The sequence below is a fragment of the Haladaptatus ordinarius genome (genome assembly GCF_054177595.1).
This window is the reverse complement of the sequence record NZ_JBPEHH010000020.1, coordinates 1-23,296: the sequence shown is the minus strand read 5'-3', so window position 1 is coordinate 23,296 and position 23,296 is coordinate 1. Positions and strand designations below refer to the sequence as shown.

The 23,296-nt window shown below is 60.9% G+C and carries 25 protein-coding genes and 1 tRNA gene; 14 read left to right on the top strand and 12 right to left on the bottom strand.

All coding sequences use genetic code 11. The features are described 5' to 3' along the window. The first annotated feature begins 42 nt into the window (after positions 1 to 42). The 3 genes from ACR3FF_RS09325 to ACR3FF_RS09315 all read left to right on the top strand — a co-directional run bounded on the left by ACR3FF_RS09325 (position 43) and on the right by ACR3FF_RS09315 (position 861). Positions 43 to 117, top strand: a tRNA-Arg gene (locus tag ACR3FF_RS09325). 154 nt (positions 118 to 271) lie between these two features. Beyond that, on the top strand, positions 272 to 481 hold the full coding sequence (locus ACR3FF_RS09320) for a hypothetical protein (RefSeq protein WP_458187738.1): 210 nt from the start codon (positions 272 to 274) through the stop codon (positions 479 to 481). 26 nt (positions 482 to 507) lie between these two features. Then, positions 508 to 861, top strand: a complete 354-nt coding sequence (locus ACR3FF_RS09315; RefSeq protein WP_458187737.1) for a hypothetical protein — start codon at positions 508 to 510, stop codon at positions 859 to 861. Positions 862 to 1,302: 441 nt separating this feature from the next. Here the strand turns inward: ACR3FF_RS09315 and ACR3FF_RS09310 are convergent, their stop codons facing one another. Beyond that, a complete protein-coding gene (locus ACR3FF_RS09310; RefSeq protein WP_458187736.1) occupies positions 1,303 to 2,745 on the bottom strand; it encodes an O-antigen ligase family protein in 1,443 nt (480 codons plus the stop codon). Positions 2,746 to 3,397: 652 nt separating this feature from the next. Between ACR3FF_RS09310 and ACR3FF_RS09305 the strand changes: the two genes are divergently transcribed. Next, positions 3,398 to 3,580, top strand: a complete 183-nt coding sequence (locus ACR3FF_RS09305) for an RDD family protein (RefSeq protein ID WP_458187789.1) — start codon at positions 3,398 to 3,400, stop codon at positions 3,578 to 3,580. A gap of 25 nt (positions 3,581 to 3,605) precedes the next feature. Here ACR3FF_RS09305 and ACR3FF_RS09300 read toward each other — a convergent pair whose 3' ends face one another. Further along, the gene (locus ACR3FF_RS09300; RefSeq protein ID WP_458187735.1) at positions 3,606 to 4,943 is read right to left on the bottom strand and encodes a metallophosphoesterase; all 1,338 of its coding nucleotides are present in this window, start codon (positions 4,941 to 4,943) and stop codon (positions 3,606 to 3,608) included. Positions 4,944 to 5,044: 101 nt separating this feature from the next. Between ACR3FF_RS09300 and ACR3FF_RS09295 the strand changes: the two genes are divergently transcribed. From ACR3FF_RS09295 to ACR3FF_RS09280, 4 genes are all read left to right on the top strand, one after another. Then, positions 5,045 to 5,440 carry a 30S ribosomal protein S6e gene (locus ACR3FF_RS09295; protein WP_458187734.1) on the top strand — a complete coding sequence of 132 codons (396 nt, stop codon included), beginning with the start codon at positions 5,045 to 5,047 and terminating at the stop codon, positions 5,438 to 5,440. 41 nt (positions 5,441 to 5,481) lie between these two features. After that, on the top strand, positions 5,482 to 5,919 hold the full coding sequence (locus ACR3FF_RS09290; RefSeq protein ID WP_458187733.1) for a DUF7112 family protein: 438 nt from the start codon (positions 5,482 to 5,484) through the stop codon (positions 5,917 to 5,919). Continuing rightward, positions 5,916 to 6,326 (top strand): DUF5807 family protein, encoded by a 411-nt coding sequence (locus ACR3FF_RS09285; RefSeq protein ID WP_458187732.1) that lies wholly within the window; start codon positions 5,916 to 5,918, stop codon positions 6,324 to 6,326. Before ACR3FF_RS09290 ends, ACR3FF_RS09285 begins: the two co-directional genes overlap by 4 nt. Before the next feature lie 111 nt (positions 6,327 to 6,437). Continuing rightward, positions 6,438 to 6,701, top strand: coding sequence for a hypothetical protein (locus tag ACR3FF_RS09280; protein ID WP_458187731.1), 264 nt, complete (start codon positions 6,438 to 6,440; stop codon positions 6,699 to 6,701). Between the two features lie 72 nt (positions 6,702 to 6,773). Here ACR3FF_RS09280 and ACR3FF_RS09275 read toward each other — a convergent pair whose 3' ends face one another. From ACR3FF_RS09275 to ACR3FF_RS09265, 3 genes are read right to left on the bottom strand one after another with little or no spacing between them, the layout of a single operon-like run. Continuing rightward, on the bottom strand, positions 6,774 to 7,463 hold the full coding sequence (locus ACR3FF_RS09275) for a YqjF family protein (protein WP_458187788.1): 690 nt from the start codon (positions 7,461 to 7,463) through the stop codon (positions 6,774 to 6,776). Between the two features lie 37 nt (positions 7,464 to 7,500). Continuing rightward, positions 7,501 to 8,367, bottom strand: a complete 867-nt coding sequence (locus tag ACR3FF_RS09270; protein ID WP_458187730.1) for a bactofilin family protein — start codon at positions 8,365 to 8,367, stop codon at positions 7,501 to 7,503. Beyond that, entirely contained in the window at positions 8,364 to 9,671 is a 1,308-nt protein-coding gene (locus tag ACR3FF_RS09265; protein ID WP_458187729.1) for an MFS transporter, read from the bottom strand. The genes ACR3FF_RS09270 and ACR3FF_RS09265 overlap by 4 nt, the downstream gene beginning before the upstream one ends. Before the next feature lie 354 nt (positions 9,672 to 10,025). Here ACR3FF_RS09265 and ACR3FF_RS09260 point away from each other — a divergent pair, with 354 nt between their 5' ends. The 4 genes from ACR3FF_RS09260 to tbsP all read left to right on the top strand — a co-directional run bounded on the left by ACR3FF_RS09260 (position 10,026) and on the right by tbsP (position 13,487). Continuing rightward, positions 10,026 to 11,018 carry an alkaline phosphatase family protein gene (locus ACR3FF_RS09260; RefSeq protein WP_458187728.1) on the top strand — a complete coding sequence of 331 codons (993 nt, stop codon included), beginning with the start codon at positions 10,026 to 10,028 and terminating at the stop codon, positions 11,016 to 11,018. Between the two features lie 158 nt (positions 11,019 to 11,176). Then, positions 11,177 to 11,806: a hypothetical protein gene (locus ACR3FF_RS09255; RefSeq protein ID WP_458187726.1), complete on the top strand. Its 630-nt coding sequence runs from the start codon at positions 11,177 to 11,179 to the stop codon at positions 11,804 to 11,806. A gap of 160 nt (positions 11,807 to 11,966) precedes the next feature. Further along, a complete protein-coding gene (locus tag ACR3FF_RS09250; RefSeq protein WP_458187725.1) occupies positions 11,967 to 12,269 on the top strand; it encodes a HalOD1 output domain-containing protein in 303 nt (100 codons plus the stop codon). 396 nt (positions 12,270 to 12,665) lie between these two features. Further along, positions 12,666 to 13,487, top strand: a complete 822-nt coding sequence (tbsP, locus tag ACR3FF_RS09245; protein WP_458187723.1) for a transcriptional regulator TbsP — start codon at positions 12,666 to 12,668, stop codon at positions 13,485 to 13,487. Positions 13,488 to 13,586: 99 nt separating this feature from the next. Here tbsP and ACR3FF_RS09240 read toward each other — a convergent pair whose 3' ends face one another. Continuing rightward, entirely contained in the window at positions 13,587 to 15,074 is a 1,488-nt protein-coding gene (locus ACR3FF_RS09240; protein WP_458187721.1) for a hypothetical protein, read from the bottom strand. A gap of 191 nt (positions 15,075 to 15,265) precedes the next feature. On the opposite strand from ACR3FF_RS09240, the gene ACR3FF_RS09235 reads away from it, so the two are divergent. Next, a complete protein-coding gene (locus ACR3FF_RS09235) occupies positions 15,266 to 16,222 on the top strand; it encodes a hypothetical protein (RefSeq protein WP_458187720.1) in 957 nt (318 codons plus the stop codon). 28 nt (positions 16,223 to 16,250) lie between these two features. Here the strand turns inward: ACR3FF_RS09235 and ACR3FF_RS09230 are convergent, their stop codons facing one another. The 3 genes from ACR3FF_RS09230 to ACR3FF_RS09220 form a co-directional block, all read right to left on the bottom strand. Then, on the bottom strand, positions 16,251 to 17,483 hold the full coding sequence (locus ACR3FF_RS09230; protein ID WP_458187718.1) for an outer membrane protein assembly factor BamB family protein: 1,233 nt from the start codon (positions 17,481 to 17,483) through the stop codon (positions 16,251 to 16,253). 186 nt (positions 17,484 to 17,669) lie between these two features. Continuing rightward, complete coding sequence (locus tag ACR3FF_RS09225) at positions 17,670 to 18,788, bottom strand: aminotransferase class V-fold PLP-dependent enzyme (RefSeq protein WP_458187716.1); 1,119 nt, start codon at positions 18,786 to 18,788, stop codon at positions 17,670 to 17,672. Beyond that, positions 18,785 to 18,907 carry a hypothetical protein gene (locus ACR3FF_RS09220; RefSeq protein WP_458187714.1) on the bottom strand — a complete coding sequence of 41 codons (123 nt, stop codon included), beginning with the start codon at positions 18,905 to 18,907 and terminating at the stop codon, positions 18,785 to 18,787. Before ACR3FF_RS09220 ends, ACR3FF_RS09225 begins: the two co-directional genes overlap by 4 nt. A 306-nt stretch (positions 18,908 to 19,213) precedes the next feature. On the opposite strand from ACR3FF_RS09220, the gene ACR3FF_RS09215 reads away from it, so the two are divergent. Then, positions 19,214 to 19,639, top strand: coding sequence for a hypothetical protein (locus ACR3FF_RS09215; RefSeq protein ID WP_458187713.1), 426 nt, complete (start codon positions 19,214 to 19,216; stop codon positions 19,637 to 19,639). Here ACR3FF_RS09215 and ACR3FF_RS09210 read toward each other — a convergent pair. The 3 genes from ACR3FF_RS09210 to ACR3FF_RS09200 form a co-directional block, all read right to left on the bottom strand. Beyond that, entirely contained in the window at positions 19,611 to 20,420 is an 810-nt protein-coding gene (locus tag ACR3FF_RS09210; RefSeq protein WP_458187711.1) for a hypothetical protein, read from the bottom strand. The genes ACR3FF_RS09215 and ACR3FF_RS09210 overlap by 29 nt on opposite strands. A 621-nt stretch (positions 20,421 to 21,041) precedes the next feature. Then, the gene (locus ACR3FF_RS09205; RefSeq protein WP_458187709.1) at positions 21,042 to 21,833 is read right to left on the bottom strand and encodes a BtpA/SgcQ family protein; all 792 of its coding nucleotides are present in this window, start codon (positions 21,831 to 21,833) and stop codon (positions 21,042 to 21,044) included. 88 nt (positions 21,834 to 21,921) lie between these two features. Continuing rightward, positions 21,922 to 23,028, bottom strand: a complete 1,107-nt coding sequence (locus ACR3FF_RS09200; protein ID WP_458187708.1) for a DHH family phosphoesterase — start codon at positions 23,026 to 23,028, stop codon at positions 21,922 to 21,924. Positions 23,029 to 23,296 lie beyond the last annotated feature (268 nt).

Genomic DNA, 23,296 nt, shown 5'->3' with positions numbered 1-23,296 from the left:
ATCCCAATCTCTTATGATGACGCGCCGACAACGACGTGTCGAGGGCACGTAGCTCAGTCTGGATAGAGCGTCGGACTTCTAATCCGACGGCCGTGGGTTCGAATCCCATCGTGCCCGCTGATTCTGCAACGAAAGGAGGTGAGGTGCGATTCAGCGTAAGCGATGGAATTAGAATCCCTGCCAACCGGTTACCATCTCGTGTCTGGGTCCGTCCCGCTAGTCTAGAATCGCGTTGACGTGTTCGACCAGTTCGGGTCGAATCTGTTCCCACGTGTATCTCTCCTCGATACGCGCCCGTGCCTGCCGACCGATTCGCTCGCGTTTCGTTTTCCAGCAGTTCGACCACCTCTCGGGCGAGTTCGTCCGGTGTCTCGCCGATACAGAGGTGTTCGTCGTCTGCGGCGTTGATTCCTTGCTGGCCGACTCCTCGCGGTCGGATTCCTCTCACACGCCATCACTGGTCCATCTGGAAACACGTTGACCTCGGCCGGAAAGACGAAACTCATCATGTACGAGAACGTCGCGACAGTGAACGTCGCGCTCAACCTCGTTTTGATTCCGCGCTACTCGTATCTCGGGGCTGCAGTCGTAATCACCCTCAGTTACTTGCTAATGAACGTTCTATATTTCTCGCAACACTACTGGACCGTCGGCATCCATCTGTTCAGAGGGATGTTCGTCCGGACTGCGGTCGCAGCAGGCGTGGCCGCTGGAGTCGCTCTTGCTCGACGTCACCCTCGTCGGCGCGTTCGCGCTGTTCTGTGCCATTTACAGATAAGCAAGGCGAGTGCCTTGGAGTCAAGCCCCCAGGGTGAAGCCGACACCCATTTTTATAAACAAAAGATAGTACTAAAGGTATAGTCAGAAACCCACAAAGACGGGTCAAAGACCTTAATCCAATGTTGACTGAAATGCGGTTTGGAAATGCGACACCTCTCAAAACCCGCCGTTGGCGGTGAGACGGGTGTTGTCGGGGGCTGGTGGTGGCCCCGACCCCACGGACACACTGGGTGTTCGGGTGTTAATTCCAAACCACCCAGCATGGGAAATCCAAGGGAAATTAAATTCGCCTGCGTCTATCCGTCCGTTTCTGGACGACACAGACAAAACGGTGAAGCCTCGGGGCTTGTCCCCCAAGGTACTTCACGTCGCGATGATACTCGCCTTCGGTGGCATCAAGGAAGAGGAACTCGCACTCGCCAAGAGCTTCGAAGACTGGTTTGGTGTCAACCTCGAAGGGGCAAAAGGGGTCGTACGTCGGGTTGCGAAGTAGTCGACGATTCGGGAGCTCTCGCCGACGGCCTACTGTCGATAACCATTGATGAGATACCCGAAGACCAGCGCAGAGAGGATCGTTGCAACAGCGATATTGAACATGGTATATTTTTCGAACATGTGGTGAACCGAGAAGCCAAACGCAAAAGCAAGCATTGGAACGTCGACGGTTTCGTATCTGAACACTCCTTCAGCAATGCTTCCAAGCGTCAATACGAGGTACGCGAGCCCACCGACAATTCCAACGTTAATGAATATTTCCACGTAGGAATTATGCGGTGAATACCCACGGAATTGTGGATCTGGCACGAACGGCGCGATGACTTTGTCTTCAGAGACAACGCCGTAGCCGAACGATCCTGGGGCGTTTAGTATGGCTCGAAAACCACCCTCCCAGAGTGCGAACCGGCCGTGGGGGTTGATCGGAACGATCGAGAAGAACATTCCAACGAAAAAGAGTACAGTCAGTCCGCCAAGTGCGAAGGTGGCATAGGCGGCGGCTCGTCGACCTAATCCGACGTAGGTGACGTATACCGCCCCCGCGAGTGCCAAAGCGAGCCAACTCGCCCGAGAATAACTCGCGTACAAACCGATACTGTTGAGCACGAACATCGCGCCTGCGATTGGAACGAGTGGGAACGACCGCCGCTGTAGGGCTTCGCCCGTGAGTACCAGTGCCGCAAACGCACCTGCAAACGCGAGTCCGCCAAGGGTGTTCGGGTTCTCGTAGATAGACTGCAAAAAGTGGAGTTTGGTGCCGAGCAGCGGTGGACTGAATTGAGCTCCGAACAGCTGTATCTGGAACCACGAGACCTGATACTCCCCGAGCACATAGGCCGGGAGTCCAAGTCCGACTGCGAATGACGATGCGAGACTCGCACCCCACAGAAAGACGTCACGGGAGACATGTCGCGGGATGAAAAATAGATTCATCCCAAAGAGTAGCCCGACAAAAACGACGAAACTGGCTCTTCCCGACCCGGCAGCCATCCCGTTGACGTGGAAGAAGTACACGCCGAGGACGGTGGCAAACGCTGCGATGTAGACCGCCCGTTCCCGGAGGAATTCGACGAGGTCGTATCCGAGCAATGGGTACGCTAGATAGTAGATGTAGAGGATAGCGACATGGACAGTACGCCCCTCGTCCGCGGGTGGGATGTACTTGTAATTCTGTCGCAGGAGGGTGAACGTCAGCAGTATCAATATCGCCAGCTGTGCGACGTGGAGCCAGAGGTTCCGATCTCTACGATAGTAAGCATGGACGAACAGGAGAACCGGGGCGAAGAAGACGTACAGAAGATTGAGGTGAAACGCGGTGAACCACTCGGGACTGTTCGTCGCACGAAGGAGTACTTCGGCGAAAAGAAGTGGGATTAGAAGAAGCTGTGCGAGCGCGAGTGGGAAGTATCCGTGCTGGAACGGGTTTGCCGGAAGCGTGGTGGAAGACGCTCGACGGTCTTCCAGCGTCATCGTTTCTCGACCCTCATGTCGGTAGTGTACTCACTACCCCATCATAGAACCTTTTCATCGAAACATGAAAATTAAAGTAGTGTTACTAAAATCGATAGTGGCTATTGCTCTCGTTATATCTGCACGTCTGAATACTCACGCAGAAAATATCATTTATATATTTTCGGAATTTAACCGGGGAGAGAGGAACGACGACGGCGAGTGAGCGATCGACTCCGTTTCATTCACTGTCGGAAACGAACGGTTTCGGACACGTTATCTGAACTATCTGGCAGCCGAATTCATCACTACACTATATATCGCGCTCGAACAGTCTTTCCCGTCTATCTAAATGAGTGTCTCGGAGAGAAGTTCGTCGCGGTCAGTCGGACTGAACGCGGTTCCCGAACCGACGATGCTGGTAGGTGCACAAGACTAATTATCCAACTTTGTTTTCCGGAGTCCATGCCAGAACCGATCATGGGAACACAGGAAGACGTGATCCTCAGCCGTGTTGACGCACTGATTATCGACGAGACCGTCGTGCTCGCCCTCGCCACCGGTTCCGGTGTGTTGATCGGGGTCTCTTCCGATCACGTGGTCTCGTGTTCCTCGTCGTACTCGTCGTCCTCGAAGGAATATACGGACAGACAGTGGGTAGCGGGCGCTCGGAATCATCGTCGTCAAGAGAAATGGCAACCCGTGCACGATAGGCGCATCGATCATCCGAAACGCCCTCCGCACCGTCTGCGGAATCGCATACTACGCCGTCACGCTCGTCGCCATGCTTGTCAACGACGACCGCCAGCGAATCGGCGACCTGGCCGCCGATACCGTCGTCGTCCGGGCGCGATAACTCCGCCGGACGCCTCGAAGTCTCCTTACCCTCCGCCGTCGCTTCGTGACGGCGATTCGACGACCTCTTTCTCCGGCGTCTCGACGACGGTTCGGCCGGGAATCTCGGGATCGGGCGGCGGTCGGCGGGTCAGCAGTCGCTGGAGCAGTGAGAGTTCTTTCGGCGGGTCTTTCTCGATGGTCCTGTACTCGACGAGGACGTTCCCCGCCTCCTCGCTGAGCCGGAAGTAGTTCAGTCGAAACGAGGGATAGTACACCGGCGGGAGGATACCGACCCACGTCGGCGTCCGGTGCAGTCGCTTGAGCCACGTGCCGGTGTTGATGATGACGCGCTCTCCTACCCTCGATAGCGACACGCGGTGGGTGTGGCCGTAGACGAACGCCACGACGTCCGGATTGGTCTCGAACACGTTGAGTGCAGCCTCGACGTAGGGTGTCTCGGGCGGTTCCGCGTTCCGTTCCGCCGCGACGATGTCAAATCGTTCGAGGGTTCGTCTCGCGTCGCGGACGAAGAAAAAGAGCGGAATCGAGAGGACAAACAGCAATCCGACGACGACGAGATTGACGTAAATGACGAACTTAACGAGGTCACCAACGAGTCCGAACTGGCGGAGGAACGCCGCGGTGAGATTCGAAACGGTGCTCGTTCCGAGGACACCCGTCGCCTCCAGCACGAGGACGACCAGATAGACGAGGCTCACCTGAAACAGCAACAGAAACGGGAGTGCGGCGTACCGAAGGAACGGATTCATCTCCCGGTAGAAGTAGTTCGAGGCGACCCAATCGGGTATCTCTTCGAGCGGCGTCACCGACTGGATGTCTTTGAGCCAGTTGTACCTACCGCGTCCCGAGAGCTGTCCGGCCTTGCTCGTGACGTGCCGGTTCACGAAGTAGCCCAGTGGGTTCGCCCGCGGATTGCCGAAATCGGGCATCCGGTTGTTCGAATCTCGTTGCATCCCGTGTTCTATCCAGATATCACCCCCGGCAACGTGCCTGACCAGCGAGACCGTCGAGTCGAGTTCGATGTTGTACGCACGCAGTCGCTCGACGTACTCCGAATAGCCCGCGAGTTCGGCGTCGTGGTTGCCGGGAATGAGCGTGATGGTGACGTCCTCGCCGGTCGCGCGGAACTGTTCGAACAACTGCGGATGGTGTTCGACGAGGAGGTCGAACTTCTCCATCCCCTCCGACTCGGTGAACTCCCAGAGGCCGAACGCGTCACCCAGGATAATCAGCTCTGCGTCTTCGTCCCTCGTTTCGAGTTCTCGGAGGAACTCGACGAACTCGTCTTCGAACGCACACTCCTGTAACTGCTCGTCGCCACCGACGTGAAGGTCGCTGACGAAGTAGTAGACCCCGGTCATCCTCCCCGAGATGACAGAACGGTCGCACGGGCGAAAGTGGTTTCGTCCGGAAGACGGTCGGTTTCGATGTGCTTTTAGGGAACGGTCGATATTTTTCCCGCATGGCAAACTTTCAGGTCGTCGTCGCGGACCCCGATTCCGGGATGGCGTATCAGCGCGATATCGACGGACAGGATGCGAATCGATTCCTCGGTAAGTCCATCGGAGACGACGTAGACGGCGGTGCCGTCGGTCTCAACGGCTACACGGTCGAGATTACGGGTGGTTCCGACAACGCCGGTCGTCCGATGCGTGGCGACATCAACGGGCCGAATCTCAAAGATGTGCTCCTCGAAGGCGGCACGGGGTACAACCCGGAGCGGGACGGCGAACGACGCCGTATCTCGGTCCGCGGCAAGGAAGTCAGCGATGCGGTCGCACAACTGAACGTCACCATCTCCGAGCGCGGTGAGCAGTCGGTCGAAGAACTGTTCGGCGAGGAAGACGGCGACGAATAAGCGACAGAACATTCAAACATCTCCACAGTCTTTTCATCATCATGACCCAGCGGGTTTCGAGTGATACCACCGACACTGTTCGGGCGACGTTGGTGCAAGCAGGTGCGACGAACCGCCCCCGTATCGAGATTTCGGCGGACGACGCAGACGCCTTTCCGACGGACGAACTCGTTCGGCTCGTCGTGGACGACACGGAGTTCCGGACGCTCGTCGAACGCCCACTGACCGGGGACGGACGAATCATCCGGGGTATGTACGACACCCCCCGACTCGCGCGCAATCCGGGCGACGCCGAGAACCGGCTATCGGAGTGGTTCGAACGGAGTAACCGCGAGTTCGGCCAATCCGTGCTTATCGACGTGGTAGAAGAGGGGTTCCAGTACGGGCTCCGCGAACCCGGCGAGCGGGCGGTGTACGTGGCGACCGAACAGCCGAGCGACAGTCTCGCCGACATCGCAAAACAGGTAGAGGAACGATGAGCAAGCGAGACGAGTTTCTGGCCGGCGAGCGCCCAGAGGACGTGGCACTGTTTCTCGCCGATTCGTTCGTCTCGGGCGATACGCTGGCCGATTACGGCAAGTCGGTTCCCGGTGGAACGCTCCTCGTCGTCTCGGGTGAGACGGGGCGGAACGTCTTCCAGAAGGCGACGGGCATGGACGCGATGGGCTTTGCCAAACGAGCGATGGACACCGACGGTGAGATTGCGCCCGACCTCACGGGCGGAGACTGCCCCGACGACCACGACGTGGAGTTCGTCTTCGCGTTCGCGGAAGCGCAAAACGAGGACGTCGGAGGGCTCTACGCCGAAGGCGACGTGATACACGCCTACGCGTACTGTGAGTGTGGGACGGCCTTCTCACAGAAGTGGGTCGCAGGCGAACGGTAGTCGATTCTCTGTTTTCCGGCAGGCCCGACCGAGACGATTCACGGCCAGTTTCTCGCCAGCGTTCCCGCATCGACCGTCACTGCTTTGCTCGCTCCCGGCGAGAGACTCCCTATGGTAGTGCGCGTGCCTCTCACCGAGTGGGACGAAGTCGAGTCGCATCTCCGCCGATTCGCCGGGGACGTCGACGCGTCCGATTCGAAACTCGTCACCCGGATGGGGGTGGCCCGATTCGCCGTCACGCGCGACGGTCGGGTGACCGCCGGAATGCCCCTCCACGATTTCGACGGGCGTGCCGACTCGCTCGTCTTCGACCACGACGCCGGTGCGATTCGCATCGAACGGGCCGGTTCGACCTACGTGTTCCGCAGACCGTAGGCGAGCTAGTCGTCTTCGATTCGAGACGATCTCCAGGTCTCCCGTCTTCGCGAGTGAACGGGCACGGCCGACTCACAGGCGCTTGCTCCGGGACGCACGCGTATCGACCCGAGGGCTGTACAGGAAAACCGGCTCCGTGTCGGGGGTATCGAAGCCGTTGGCCGGGAACAACGTATTCTCGTCCACCGTCACCCGCGCCCGGAACAACGGCCACCGTTCGTGGTCGACGATGGCGTATCTGACCGACCCGCCCGGCGATTCGGTGTAGTATCGGTCGCGCTCGGTGAGAAATTCGGCGAGCGACCCCGAGTCGGCCACGAACTCGTCTCCGACCGGTGCGTACGTCGCCCGGAAGTGAACCGGACGTGCGCCGGGATGGAGCCGTCTGCTGGCGAACCGTACCTCGTCGCCCTCGGTCGCGAGGGAGATTCGCGCGTAGTAGTACGGGAGGTGGTGAAACAACCGAGCGCCGAGAACGCCGGCGACGCCCTGTGCGTCGAGACTGAAGAAGTACACTCCCGGTTCGTCCTCGCAGACGACGTACGTCCGGAGATTGAGTTCGGGCAACGGGACGCCCCAGCCCGACGGCACCCAGGACGGACGAACGTCGACGTTCGTGAACGGAACGACCGACATCCACGCGCGTCCGTCGTAGGTGTCCAGACGCATCGCGTCCGGAACGTGTGGCGCGACGACAGCCGGATCGACGGGCCAGTTCGCAAAGAGGACGTGCCGCCAACCCATGAACAGCGACCGCATCAACTCGCACCTCGCGGGACGCATTTTCCGGTCACACTACTCACTCCGGTATCTGTACGGGTTCGAACTCGCGGAGCCCGAAATAGGTTATCAATATCGCGCCGAGGCCGACGACGACGAAGAGAAACTGAACGCCGACGCCGACGTACGGCACCCGCCCGACCAATTCGAGCCCGAGTCCGAACAGCCCGGCACCGACGCCCGAGGCCACGTCGACGCGCTCTATCGGCAGTTGCTGTCCGAGCAAGAACCCGTACACCGCGTAGCTGTAGACGACCATGAGGAACTCCACGAACAGCCCGAGAACGCTGATCGGGATGAGGATCAGCGTGAACGCCATGTACACGAACAGGACGAGGAGTGTCACACCAGCTATCGACCCCACGACGCCGCTGACGACCGAATGTTCGGTAATCGAATCGGCCACGTTGTGAACCAACGTCGGTCTTCGCCGACTGAGCACCGCTCCGACGACCACCAGCGCGAGGGTTCGAACGGCGAGAAATCCGGCGGTTGCGAACGGCGAGCGTGTCTGTTGGGTCGTCACGAGAGACGACTGCGAGCCGACGCTGGCTCCGCTCGCCACCGAGCGGTTCCCGGTCACCGTCTGCAGTTCACCCGTCACGACGGCCCCGTCGGTGACGGTCAGGTTCCCCGCGAGCAAGTGGACGTCGCCCTCGACTCGTCCGTCGATTCGCACGTCTCCACCGATGACGTAGAGTTGGCCCGCCGCGGTCGCGTTCGACGGAACCGTCACCGTCCCGCCGCCGACCACGAGCGCGTCCTCTATCTCCTTCGCAGTGTGGTCGCCGTCGAACACGACCTCCATCTTCTCCGGCTGTGCACCGCTCGCCGAGAGTAACAGGATGGCGACTATCAGCAACGGGAGGGTCTCGGTCGGGGTCATCGTGGCACCTCTCGGCCGAGCGCGACCATTCGATGGACGTAGATGCCGACGGCCAGCGCGAAAAACAGGAGGAGCGCGAGTGCGTTGACGATATTCAGGTGCGAGAGCAGTGTGACCTCGGTCTGTTCGAGATAGAGCGAGACGGCGGTGCTCAGGAAGGTCGCGAGCCACCCGGCCATTCCGATGCCGATGGCGGAGTGAGTTCCGACCGTTTCGGCGGTCGAGAGGTCGGGCCAGAGCGCGAAGTTCAGCGTCGTGTAGAAACTCACCGACAGCGAGTAAAAGAGCGGGTTGACGACCGACGGCGTATCCCGGGCGAGCACCGGAAACAGCCCGGCGATACGTAGATCGGAGGTGTAGAGGACGTACGTGAACGCGAAGAGTGCGAACACCCACAGGAACAGTCGGTTCCGGTCGAAGTTCACGTAGAGGACACCGGCCATGAACGCCCCGACCGCGTGGACGACGGCGATGCCGAGTCGCGTCGTGAGCGCCGGCGACTGCCACGAACTGAGGACGAGCGACGGCGTCTCGATGATTCGCAGGAATCCGAGGCTGTCGATGAAGAACACACCGAACATGAGCAAGACCGGCGACCAGAACGAGAGCGTTCGAACGGTTACCGTGGTCTGACGGCAGAATCTACCAGTTCCGAACTCGCGGTGTTGGACGGCGAGTCGTTCGACGACCGCGTTCAACACTGGAACGCGTTCGGAGACGAGGACGCCGAGAACGAGGATGCCAGGAATCATCGCGACGACCATGAGTCGACTGAACACGTCGACCGACCACTCGAGCGGGTAGGCGTTGGCGGCGAAGTACGTGACCGCCGTAATCGTCGCGGCGACGTAGCCTCGGTCGGGGACGGGGATACAATCGATCGCGAGACTGAACGAGACCGGAAATCCGACGCCGAGGGCGACCGAAGCGACGACGACCCACGTGCCGAAGGCCGCGACGCTCCGAATCGTGGGGGCGGCGACCGTCAGTCCGAACTGTACCACGACGACCGCGAGGAGCAACCGGAGTTTCGTTCGAAAATCGGTGCTCCACCCCCGACGGTCCATCGTCACGCCGACAACGACGGCGACGACGAACGTGAGCAACGCGAGACCGGCCATCCACGCCGACACCGCCGTCCGAGACATCCCCACCAGTCCGGTCCCGAGGTCAATGAGACCGAGTTGAACGAACGTGATGTTGTAGTAGTATCCGACAGCCATCAACACGACGAAGAGGAGATATCCGAGGACGGTCGGCCACTCGCCAGATTTGATATACGTGAAGAGGCGCACGTGAGACACCTGTCGGTATCCTCTCGCCCGCAGACGAAAGGTTTGTTCCCGATTCTTTCGGTCACCCGGTGACTGGGGGTCCGACGACGTCTACTGGCCGTGGCCGACGTGTCCGGGTCTGGGGTGTCTCTCTCGGGAGCGGTCGATACCGAACGAGACGAGTCGCTCCCTCGGGTCCACGCGACGAACGACGGGACGGCCGTGAGAGGCGTTCGAGACGCCTCCAGTCGCCGATTCGGAACCTCATTCGCGAGCGGTATATATTCTGTCCCTATAGGATAAATAAGAATACAACTACGAAAACGATAAATACTTTATGACTTCCATAAACTATACTTTCTCCTCTCGAGATACTTCTATCAAATGCCCGTTAGTCTCCGCGGTTGGATTTCCGAGTTTCGGGAGAACTACCGCGAGAACCCGTCACGCGCTTTGATGCAAGCCCTGTGGTGTACGTACCTGGGTCCGTGGTTCACCCTCACTTCACGGTATCCCTTCGGAACGAACGTCTACGACCGTGAGTGGGACGCGCTCGTCATCCTCGACGCTTGTCGTGTCGATGCGTTGCGGGCCGTCGCAGACGAGTACGACTTCCTCGACGAGAGTCGCATCGGCTCGATTTTGTCCGTCGGCAGTGGCTCCTACGAGTGGCTCGTCAAGACGTTCACGACCGACTATCTCTCGGACGTACGGGAGACGGCGCTCGTGACAGCAAACGGCTTCGACCGGGGTGCGTTCCTCCGCCAGCGATACGCACCCAGCGTCTCGCTGCCGTTCGGTTGGCCCCGGGACAACGTCGTCGTCGCCGAGGACTTCAAAGAGTACGTCCCGGCCTGGCGACACGGCCACGACGACCAACTCGGCAACGTTCCACCCCGGTATCTCACCGACCGAGCCATCGGAACTGCTCGCCGGGTCGACGCCGAGCGATACCTGTTCCACTACGCGCAACCGCACACGCCGTACATGTCGCGCGCTGCTCGCACCGGCGAAAAACTCATGCCGGTAGAGACGAAACCGTGGCCGGCGCTCCGTCGGGGTGACCTGAGCCGTGCAGAAGCGTGGGACATGTACCTCGACAACCTCCGATACGTGCTCGACGACGTCGAACTGCTGTTCGAAAACCTCGATGCGGAACGGGTCATCATCTCGGCCGACCACGGGGAGGCGTTCGGCGAGTGTCGTATCCACGGGCACCCGACGGGCGTCCCACTCTCCGTCGTCAAGAGGGTTCCCTGGGCCGTGACCACGGCCGCGGACGAGGAGACGTACACGCCCGAAGCGAGCACAGAACGTGACGACGAAGGCGACCCGATTGCCGCCGAAGAGCATCTCGAAGCGCTGGGGTACCGGTGAACGACTCTCCGCGAGTTCCCATCGACGAGAGCACCGTAAACGCGGCCGCGGGTACGCTGTGAGTCCGCTGTCGACCGTTGCCACCGACGGCACCGACCGGTTTTCACTCCTGGAGAACCACCGTACTCGCTTTCGACTCTCGCACCGTACCGAAGCGTATGCTCGCAGCAATATCGAATCGCGTGCGTCGCGACCCGACACGGTCGATGCTCATCGACGAACAGTTGCCGACGTACGATGCCGCTCAGCGTCGTCACCTCGTCGTGGACGCCGAACCGGAGGCGGCCTACGCCGCCGTCAAGACGTTGGATTTCATGCAGACGGGGCCCACCGTTCGTCTGCTCAGCGAACTCCGCATGCTCCCCGACCGCCTGTACGCACTCTGGCACGGTGAGAACCAGCCCGAATACCCGGATTCAGCCACGCTTGCGGACCTCACCGACAGCGGAATCTGGGTCTTGCTCGACGAACGACCGGGCGAGGAGGTCGTATTCGGAGGGGCCGGTCGGTTCTGGCAGCCGAAAATCGAGTGGGTGGAGATAGACGCCGCCGACTTCCGCGCATTCGACCGCCCGGGGTACGCGAAGTTGGCAATTAGTTTCTCGGTGCGGCCGTACGGCGCGAATCGGAGTCTCGTCACGTACGAGGCACGAACGGCGACGACCGACGAGACTGCTCGAACCCGCTTCCGTCGTTACTGGACGCTCATTGGCCCGTTCGCCGGATATTTGATGGGACGAGCGCTCGCTCGCGTCGAGGCGACTGCCGAAGGCCGGAAACCGGCCTGAACGCCGTCTCCGACGTCCTTTCGAGCGCCGAGGGAGGAAAATTCTATCTCGGTAGTCAGACGTATATTATCACGTATAGAATCGACTGCGATAAATTCGTCTGACGGGGTTTTTTATACTACGTCGTTGCGTGAAGTGTTGTTCTAACTGGACCACGACCATGACCCCAAACGATCAGCCACTGATGCCCGACGCGCCATCGATACGACCAGGTGAATCGTTCCACTGCTCCGCGGTTCGGCCGGAAGAACAGTTCAGCGAGGCAGTCGTCAGAACAGTCGCGACGGCGATGGGAGACGAACCGACGACCCTCGACCCGCTGTACGAGTCCGTCAATCCCGACGCACTGGATGCGCTCTTTCGCCCCGACTCTCACACAGCACGAGCGGACAACACCGTCCAGTTCGACTACGCTGGTTTCACCGTCGTCGTTCGGGAAACCGGAACTATCGAACTGCGCTGAGGCCGGCGTCCAGCGGTACGCGCCGCCGTCAGCTGTTCACCGAGCCCATGGCGGTCCGAACAACAACCGGTTACCGACGACCGTCGACTGAGCGGTTTCACCGTGTACGAGGCCGAGCGCCGGTCGACGGTCACGAATCGCTGGCAGTAGAGAGGAGCTAATTTCTCCCTTCCACGTGTCCACTTCCACGCTCGTTTCACGGAAACTGTACGGTCACACTAGTAGTTGCTCCGCGCGCGAGACCGTCGTCTCGGTCGACGTCCTCTTCCGGTAGTGACGTGGACTTTGACTTGCAACCTACGTAAACTGTGCTTACTCCAATTTCATCCACGAAACGTTGCATTTCTCTAATTTAACCGACGCAATACTAAGTACGTCGCGTCTGACCTCATATCCATGTCGATGGCGGACTTACTCAACCAAGAACTGGGGGATATCTTCGAAGAACTTTTCGAAGAAACAGCAGAACCGATTCTAATAGTCAACCCATCCAGGGCACAACTGGAAGCAGCAATCGTCACCGCGAGCGACCTGGAGGGTAGTCGTCCGGAACTCCGAATCATGGCGAGTTCGGAGACGCTCAAATCGATAGCCGACGATTTCCTCATCGCCAGCGAAGCGGCCGACCTCATCCATCGAGACGAGTTGTCCATCCGAACGTCGGACGACGTAAACCGGAACTCGATGGTCGTGCTCGACGACAGACTCGTCTCGCTCGTCCAGCTAGACGACAGGATAGATGGCTTACAGTCCGACGATTCCGACTTCGTACGGACGGCGCGTGAGTCGCTGATGACTGCGTGGGAGGACGGCGACGAGTTTACGCTTCGAACGCCGCCGATTTCGCAGGTGCGTGAAACCCTCTCGGAGGAGATCGACCCGCAGGTCGAAGACGACTTCATGACGGTGCTCGGGTCGTTGGACGAACTGCGCGGCGCGGACGAACTGGACGAAGTCGCTATCAGTCTCCTCGTCGCAGCCCGAAACAACGTCCTACTGTACGACATCAGTAAGTGGGGCGAAGACGTCGGTCTGGCGAGCAAGGCGACGTTCTCGCGAACCAAAACGCGACTCGAAGACCTCGGCGTGCTGGACACGGAGAAAGTCCCGATCGACGTGGGACGCCCACGACTCAGGCTGAAACTCGTCGACGATTCGTTGACGGACGTTCCAGCCGACGAGATGGTCGAAGCCGTCGAAGAGGACGTCCGAAGGTAGCGTCTCACGATTCGAAGCGAAACGTCGACCGGCGGACCTCGACTGTCCCGTGTCGGTCTCCAGTTGGACTTCTCGCAGATGGCGTCGTTCGAGCGACCGTCACCTGACGACTGGCTGTGAGATGATCCAGAGTGAGAGGACGGTATAGCCGACCATCAATACGACGAAGGGGGCGTGTCCGCGCCGCGCCGCCGAGGGTGTTTCGAATCGCTCGACTGCGACGTAGTGTGCGGCGACGACAGCGACGACGTGTCCGGCGACGATGAGCAGGACCTGCGACGCCCAGAACGCCGGGAGCGAGAGCCAGCCGAGCAGAGTCAGCGGTTCGACGCCCGGCTCGACCGGCGCGAGTGCGATAGCGACGAGTTGCCCGACACTCCGAAACACGTACGGATAGTTGTGCGCGACTTCGTAGGCGGCCGCGATGGGGAGTACGGTCGGCGCGAACCGTCGTGCTGTCTCGTACCACCCCGACGCAAGTCGTTCGTCACCTACCCCGTCGGTCGAGAGACCGTCGTCCACAGTCGCCTCGGACGGGCGTGCATCTCGGCTATCAGTCGTCTCGGTACCGAGGCGGTCGACGAGCCAACTCGCGAGGACGAATACGCCGACGAACGCCACGAGTCCAGCCCCGTACAGCAACACGCTCGTCTTGGGGCCAGTGCCGAGGAGCGTTCGCGTGTCGAAGAGGACCGTCTGGAACATCTGTGTGTTCGTGAAGCCGTCGAAGCTCACCGTGTAGACCGCTGCGACGATGAACGCGACGAGCGGGAAGTTCGAGACCGGGACGAGGCATCCGCGCCACGGCGGCCGCACGGCGATTTCGCAACCGCCGTCGTCAGCGCGCGAGACGGTGACCGACGCGACTCGGCCGAACAGCCGGTAGAAGACACCGAGCGGGTCTGCCCGGTTGAGCCACGCGGGACCGAAGAGCACGCTTCCGCCGACCATCACGAGAGCGTAGACGGCGAGGACGACGGTCGTCAGCAGCGGAACTTGCGGAACGACCGTCAGGTTTTCGAGCACGCCGATGAGAACGAGAAATCCGCCGAAGGCGACCCAGGTGCTGAGAACCGAAAGAGACCGTTCGAACAGCGCGACCGTCCTCCCTTCGAGCCAGACGAGTCCTCGATAGAGCGTTCGCCACGGCGACAGCGTCGGCCACGGCGTTCCGAAGAGAATCGCGAGCAGGGCGACCCCTCGGAACCAGACCGCCCAGGTGAAGACGGTCGAGAAGTTCTCCGCTGGCACCTGTCGACCGACGATTCCGAGCACGAATGCGGCGACCAACCCGAGGAAAAAGAAGAGACGGAGCCCTCGCCGGACCGGGACGGCGAGGGACGAGGGGACCCGCGCGACCACGTTCCGACGCGTCGTCTCCGGGGGGGTTCGTTCGGTGACCGCGAGCCAGCCAGCCGTCAGTGCCACGGTCACGCCCGCACCCACGAAGAGGAGCGAGAGGGGCAACGGTGCGTCGAACCTCGACCCACCGACCTCGTGTGCGCTCGCGACCCCTGGAACGAACCCGAGCGTGAAAAGAACCGAAACCACCGTTCCAACGTGCGTTTTCGGTCGCCGATTGGGCATCGTCCGTCGCTAGTCGATGGAGGGGTAAAAGTCGTCCCAATTCGACTCTCCGCCCGACTACGCGATGGTCGACATCCATCGAGGGGACGACGGTCGGTTCGGAGAGCAAAAATCGCGGGCGACGACGGTCGGAGCGACGATTTGACAGTCCGACGAAATCCATATGACGGTCTCGCTCCAACGCGTTGCTAATGTCTTCTCAGAGGATTACTGAGATCGACGCCCTCCCGACGCACGCGGCACTCGAAGCGATGCCCGTCCTGACCGGCGAGAAACGTGGAGCGAGCGTTCAGTTGAGTGACGTCTACTTCGAGAACCAACTTTCGGTCCTTCGACGACTCGACGAGACGGCGTTCGCAGAGCGAATCGGCGCCCTGCAACGTTCGTACGAAACGCTCGATTCCATCCAGATGCGCATCGACGCGTTCGAACAGTCCGCCCTGCAGGATGCCGCGATGGAACTCTACGAGACGGCTCGGGAGACGCCGGAAGCGATTCAGTTTCGGGAGAACTTCCCCGGCACCAGTTTCACCGTTCCGGAGCTTCTCAGAACCGAAAATAGCAGCATCGACTTCGGTTGGCGGACGTACTTCTTCCGAGCGGACGAAGCCCCCGAGCCTCAGGAGGTTGTTCGTCGCAACGTCGCCGAGGTGATAAACGATTCCGAGCGCGAGTTCGAGCGGTATCAGGGGGGGTTACACGGCTATCCCGACTGCTGTATCGAGCGCTTTCTCGACCGACCGTCGACCGGTCCGCCACCGGAACAACGCTCCGTCGACGCACTCGAATCGGTGGTTCGTTCGAGCCGAATCGGGCAGTCCGGCGTCTCGATTACGGACATCCTGCCCGACTTTTTCGAACATCGACACGCCTACGCCTTTTTCTCGCGCGCGTTCTTCCCCGAACCCGACTGTGGAACCGCTCAGTCCCGGGGAAAACGCATCTACGAATCGCTGGTCACCGAAGTCCCCGAACCGCTGGTCCGCGATTACTTCCGGCTGAACTACGCGCTCTGTTACACGCTCGCTCACAGTCTCACGCCGCGAGGCGGCGAACTACCACGGGTCGGAACGCTGGGAACCGAGCACGTCTACTCCTATCTCCCGCTCGCCAACGCGTTGACGGTTCCACGGTACGACCACGGGTGAGCACGGGGTCGAACGCGAACCTCCGTGCTTACTCTCCACCGAACTCGAGGGCGACGACCCGACCGTCGCCGTACACCGCGAGTATCTCTTTCTCACCGTCGCCGTCGATGTCATCGAGTGCGGGGTAGGTCCAGATAGGAACGTCACGCTCGTACGTGGCGAGGACGGCACCGGATTTCGGATTCACCACTGAAACCGTCCCCGTCTGGGTGACGGCGACGAGTTCGTCGTCGCCGTCCGAATCGATATCGTCCACGACCGGAGGCGGTGTCATCTGGACGTCATCGGTCGTGAGCGTCGTCGTCCACTCGGTCGTGCCGTCGCTGGCGTCGAGTGCCCGGAGTTTCCCGTCTTTCGCCGTGACGTACACTTCCGCCTGTCCGTCACCGTCGGCGTTACCGAACGCATCGACAGCGGCCGCCTTTCCGACCGCTTTCGTCCACTCTCGTTCCCCCGTCCGTCCATCGAACGCTATCACTCGCCCATCGAGCATCCCGGCGACGACTTCGATCGCTTCGTCGTCGTCGGCCTGCCCGGTCGTCATCCAGGTCACGCTCTTGTCGAGCGTCGCTTTCCAGCGGGTGGTTCCGTTTCGCTCCAGGAGGCTGACGTTTGACCCACCCACGACGAGTTCCGAGGTCCCGTCGGCATCGAAGTCGTCGACTGCCGGCGGGGCGACGACGACCGACCCGTTGAGCGACTTCTTCCAGACCACACTGCCGTTCTGCGAGAAGACGAACACCGTCCCCTTCATGTCCGTGACGACGAGCTCAGTCCCCGGCGTCGGCGCGAAGTCCGTGACGATTGGCGGCGTGTATCCCCACCACGACAGGTCGTAGCGGAACTCCTCTTTCCCGGTGGTGGGGTCGTAGCCGAGCACCACCTCTTCGGTCGACCCGACGATGACTTCCTCCGTCCCGTCGCCATCGTAATCGGCGACGATCGGGTCGCCGTACCCGTGGATGTTACAGGCCTGCTCTGGCATACTGTCTTCCCACTGGCGCGTCGCGTTCTCGTCGACGGCGACGACCGAGCAGGCACCGTTGTTTCGCTCGGCATTGACGGGCACGATGATTCGTGTCGTTCCGTCGACGTGCCCGACGGCGGGAACGTGGTGGTTTCCGATCGTATCCCGTGCCGTATCGGAGACCCACATCTCGGTCAACTGGCCTCCCTGTGTCGGTTGCAACAGGGCGTAAGCACCGGCCCCGACCAGACTGAGGAGAAGAATGCCGACGACTGCGGTCGTTCGCGCACGCATTGAGTAGTCGTAGCGGGTACCGACAGAAAAGTGCGCGCATCGTGGTTCGGCAGAATCCCGCAGACGTGCGACTTCGTCGCAGCGACGAACGGAGACCGGCCGTCGGTGTCGAACGCCGGACGGGATGTGGTGCCAGGTCGAGAAACGAGACGGGGTTTCCCAGGTTAGCAGATCCGTCGCGTGATGCTACGGTTCGGCGAAGGGAAGTGCATCCAGCAGCGCGTCTATCTCGTCTTCGGTGTTCACCGCGTGGACGGAGACCCGGAGTGCGCCAATCAGAGGGATAGCGCGGACGGCAATTCCCGCGTCGGCGAGTCGTTCGACCGTCGCCGTCGGGTCGTCCACGTCGATTGTCACGAGGCCGGACTCGAAGGTGCGCGGACTCAGGAGATACTCGTCCGGAATCCCTCGTTTCAGTCGGTCGGTGAGGTGCTCGATGCGAGCCTCGATATCGTCGACGCCGACCCGCTGGATGCCCCGAATCGCCTCGGCCAGTGCCACGTGCGGTGCCGGCGACGCCGACCCCACCTCGAACCGGGGTGCTCCACGTTTGTACTCGATATCCCGACTGCCTGGTTCTTCGACGCTGCGGTAGCCGACCGTCCGCGGGTGGAGCTGGTCGGCGAAATCGCGGTCGACGTACAGGAATCCGCCGCCCCACAGGCCGAGCAGCCACTTGTGACCGGCGGCGGCGACGGCGTCGGCACCCCACTCCGAGACGTCCATCGCCGTCTGTCCCGGTACCTGAACGGCGTCGACGAGCGTTCGCACACCGGCATCGTGGGCGATTTCGACCAGTTCGCGAACCGGCAGTCGGGTCCCGTGTGTCCACGTTATCGCGCTGAAGGAAGCGACGTCAGCGTCGGCCACCGCGTCGGCGAACGCCTCGCGGTCGACTCTCCCGTTCTCGGTTCCGACGACGCGGACCTCGACGCCTTCGCGGGCGAGGCGTCGCCACGGCAACACCCCTGCTGGGTGTTCGAGGTCGGTTCGAACGACCACGTCGCCGGGTTCCCAGTCTATCGCGCCGGCGATGGCATTGATACCGGCGGTCGTACTTTCGGTGAGTGCGATTTCGTCGTGAGCAGCACCGACGAAATCGGCGACAGTCTCGCGCGACCTGTCGTACGTGTCGAAGGCGGTATCGTACGGCCCAACGGTGGTCGGCGAGACGTACTCGTGGGTATCGAGAAACTCCTCGGCCGCCTCGACCACGTACCGCGGACTCGGTCCGTGGGCACCGAAGTTCATGTACGTCGTCTCTTCGAGCGCAGGGACGTCCGCCCGGAGTTCGTTCGGCGTCATCTCTCGTCCCGTTCGACCGATGCGAGTGTCTTTGCTGTGCGTACCGCCGGTTCGTTCGCTGTCGGACCCTCGGTGGCGAGTCGAACCGGTCGCGTCGTCTTTCCGGTATGGGTTGCCATAAATAGAAGATAGGTGATACCGGCGGTAATAGTTTTGGGGTTATAGTACAATACTATCCGGTCTGCGCGGTCCCGCCCGGAGGCCGTTGTGAGCCGGTCGACGACCGATTTTCGGGGCGGCCACTTTTTCGACTCGCCCCGACATCCCACGCGAGGTCCATGGGGCGTAGAGCTTCGACACGTTTCGGTGGCGTCTATTATAAAGTATTAATATTATAATATGGAATTTAACGTCTCTATCGGATTTTCACCGGTGTGCCCCCACCGCTTCGCCGCCAGTAGAAGACTATCCACGAAACCCAGCCGTTGCAGTACGGCCTCTTACACGCCCACTGTACCGAAATCCGACACGGAATCGAGCGTTGCTCACGCAATTACCCGTCGACCGCACAGTTAGCTGAGACGCTAGAGAGTTCGCACATCACACCACAGATGCTCGGTAACGTCCTCTCGCTTCTCGTTCAGTTGAACGTCATCGGCGTCTACAGCGACCGGAACAACGGAAATCGATACGACCTCACGCAGTACGACTACGACAGGATGCATCATCTCACCGGTTTGCTCGAAACAGCGTCCCTCCGTAGCGTCTCGATACCGCACGTCCCGCAAGAACGACACTGCTGCCCAGAACGAGATGAGTGGCCCAGAACCGAGACCGCCGGTTGGAGGGCCGACGGTACAGGTATTCGTCCCGTGTTCTCGTTCAGTGCCCCGCGTAACCGGGTTCGGTGAGCGTGATATCGTCGTAGTAGTAGTCCTGGTCGACGCCAGCGTTACGGCTGTTTACTATCACTTCGAGGAGTTGCGTGGACGCGTCGTACGCGCCGATAGTATCGTCGGTCGTGAGGTGGACGCCGTTGACACTCCACTTCAGTTTGGCGTCGTGTGTCCCGCCGACGAGCGCGGCTTCGACGTCGACCCAGCCACCGTCGGTGGGGTCGATTTTGAGATTCTTCGGCAGACCGAGCCAGCGCCACTCGCCACCGTTCGATTGAACGAACAGTCGGAAGCCGGGTTCACCGGTGGCACTCGCGTCGCTGTCCTGGTACTCCATTATGGAGTACGCGGAGATATCTCCGGCCGCGTTTCCGGGAACGAGCCAGACTCCGGTCTGCTGTTCGACGCCGTCGGACTCCCACTCCGAGTCGATGTGGATGCGGTAGCTGAGTCGTGAACCGTGTTTCGCGTGCCAGTACTCGCCGTCCGGTGCCTGGTACTTCTGGCCCTGGTACGCCTGGAAGCCACTCGTCGGGCCACACGCGTCGATGTCGATGTGGAGACGCTCGTCTCCGTCGAACGTCTTCGTCTCCCAGGCCTCTGGAGCGAAGCGGTCCGGTGTCCACCCGGCACTGGTGGAACCCACCGTCGCCGCGTCGTCCGAGGTGGAGAAATCGAGGTCGAACACCGCGTTGGGCGACGATTTCGCGCTGACTGTGGGCGTGACGAGTCCAGCGAACAAGGCCGCGCCGCTGAGCTTGAGGAAAGTACGTCGGTTGTTGTACGTTTGAGTCATATTGCACATAATAGTTGATTTTGATACTATATATAGTAGTATTCTTGTATAATGGCACTGCCGTATACCTTACCGTATCGTTTATTCGACTCGTTCGAAGACGTAATCGGCACGTGGAGGGACGCCGACCGCGACTTCTCGATGGTCGGCGAAGAGAGGTTCGTCTGCGAATCGACGGGTCGAACACGAACCGTCGTCCGGGGCCCGGTCTCGGTCTAGTCGTCTCTCTGATGACTGACCGCCGGTCGTAGCCTGAAAAACTCGGACGCTTTTAAAATACTTTGTATCCTAACCAGAAAACATCACGCTGCCGTCCCTCAACGCGTAATCGCAGGGAGAACGATCACACCCCACTTGACACCAGAGACTGGACATCGTGAAAGTGATCATGACATGACACCACTCTCTCCTTGCTTTCGGTGCTCCTTGCTCCAGCAATTCGTCGACTGTCCGTGAGACGATTCCGAACGCTCCTGAAGGCCTCGTCTTGAATACCGTCACCGTTCCTCGCCGTCCGTCTCGATACGAAGGGCGACATCTGTCCAGTCCCGCTCGTCCAGCTGTAATCGAAAGTAGGTACTGCCACTCTCTGCCGCCGACTGAGACGGTACGACTCACCCCTCAAAACCGCGAGACGAGCGTTGAAACGCGAGATTCGTCCACCGGACTCGTCGTCTTGCCATCCTCTTTCAGTGCAGTCCCGACTATCGCACCGTCGGCCACGTCAAGCAGGTCGGAGACGTTCTCGGGCGTCGTGCCACTGCCGACCAACACGGGGGCCGTCGACCCGAGGCCGTCTCGACTGGCCACGACCGATTCCAGCACTTCGGCGTCCACTGCTCGGCCCGTGGACGGTCCGCTGACGACGAGACCGTCCGCCTTCCCGCGTTCGAGCGTCTCGGCGACCTGCTCGTCGATGGGTCGTTCCGCGAGCGGGGCAGAGTGTTTCACGTCCACGTCGGCCAGAATCGCGACGTCCGAACCGAGTTCGTCGCGGAGGCGAAGTGTCTCGTGCGCCCGACTTTCGACGATGCCTTGGTCGGTCAGGCGCGCACCCGTGTGGACGTTCACGCGCACGAACTCAGCCCCGGCGGCGGTCGCAATCGACAGCGCCGCCTCGGCGTCGTTCCGGAGGACGTTCACGCCGAGTGGGCAATCTGTCGCCTGCCGTAGTTCGGTTGCGATGCGCGTCATCGACGCGACGACGTGTTTCGGCACCTCGTCCGGGTAGAACGGCGCGTCTCCAAAGTTTTCGACCACGATGGCGTCCACGCCCCCCGACTCCAGTGCGTACGCGTCGGCGAGTGCGCGGGTTCGAATCGCGTCGAAGTTCCCTTCGTAGTCGGGCGCGCCCGGCAGGGCTGGCAGGTGAACCACGCCGACGATGGTATCGTCGGTGTCGAAGATGCTCATGGTGGGCTGTCGTCGCGCCCCGAATTAAGCGAACCGTGTCGCTGTCGGGCGACGGGAACCCGCTCTCCGTCGTCGGTAGCCGGGTCGCTCAGTCGTCGTCCGATTCGCCAGAGCCGTCTCCCTCGTCTCCTTCGGGTTCCAGATTCCGGAACCCGTCCAGGATGACTTGCTTCGCTACCGCTCCCTGCGTCGTCCAGTGGTGGGCGTAATCGAGCATGTCCTCGTAGATGTCGGGTTTGCATCCCGCGGCTTTCGGGTGGCCGCCACCGTTGACCTGTCGGGCGACCTCGTGACACCGTTCGAACTCGTCGGTGCCGCGGATGCTCGCGCTCCCGGCAGGTTTGACGACGACCGACGCGTCCGCACCCCGCTCTCGCATCGCTTCGGCGACCTCGTTCTGGGAACAGCGCCCGTAGGTGACACCGACCGTCCAGTCGCCGATTTCTTTCGTGTCGGCGCGCTCGACCGCTCGTTCGACGAGCGCGTCTTTCTCGACGCGCTGTTCGGCGAGGAACGTCTGTACCTCCTCGGGGAGGTCTGCGCCGTGTTCCTGGATAACTTCCATGTACTCTTCGGGTTCGGACCAGTAAGAGTAGTCGGCGAGGTCGTCGCTCCGCGGGTCCTCGCGGAGCCAGAGGTCGTGGTCGCGCGTGACGGCGGCGAGCTCGACGAGGTAGTCCGGAAACTCGTAGTCAAGCGACCGCGCCACCACGTCGGCGGTACACTCTTCGTCCGACTCGCCGACAACGAGTTCGACACCCGTATCGCGGACCGCGTCGGCTACGGCATCGTCCCACTGGTGGTGATCGAACCAGTACACCTCGTCGGCTTCGGCGACGAGCGTCGCCAGTTCCTCCGCGATGGGTTCGTAAGCGTCGGGACAGAGGTCGCAGACCAAGACCGTCGCACCGGGTTCGCTGTAGGCGACCACGCGCTCCAGCGCGTCGTCTAAGTCGTGTGGTCCCGCGGCGATGAGCGCGCCCTCGCCGTAGGCTTCACGGACGAGTGCCGTCGCTGCCAGTCCGTCGGAGTCCGGGTCGGCGACGACCGCCACGTCGGCATCGGAGAGCGTCTCCCGTGCTTCCTGTTCTTCTTTCTGCTCTTCGACGGAATCGGGGACGAAAAAGCCCTCACCCGGCAACAACGATTTCCGTTCGAGCGAGAGATTCTCGTCGTCGATGACCCAATCTTTCATACTCCACATCCGACGTCGGGGGCAAAGAGGGCTCGGTTGTGACATCCTCCCGTGGCTCAAGACCTGTCTCTTACCCATAAGTCAGTGATAGAGAGAAAATCTAATCAAATGAGATCTGAGAAGAAGGAATGAGTCAAAATGCGGTCATCATTGGAACTGAACCTTGAGTCGCTATGAGTACTCTGTCTTTGATACCGGAGAGAAGCTGAGATTCATGGTGAGTATCGCTGAATGAGCGCTTTCACCGCTCATTCAGCACCAAGTTCGT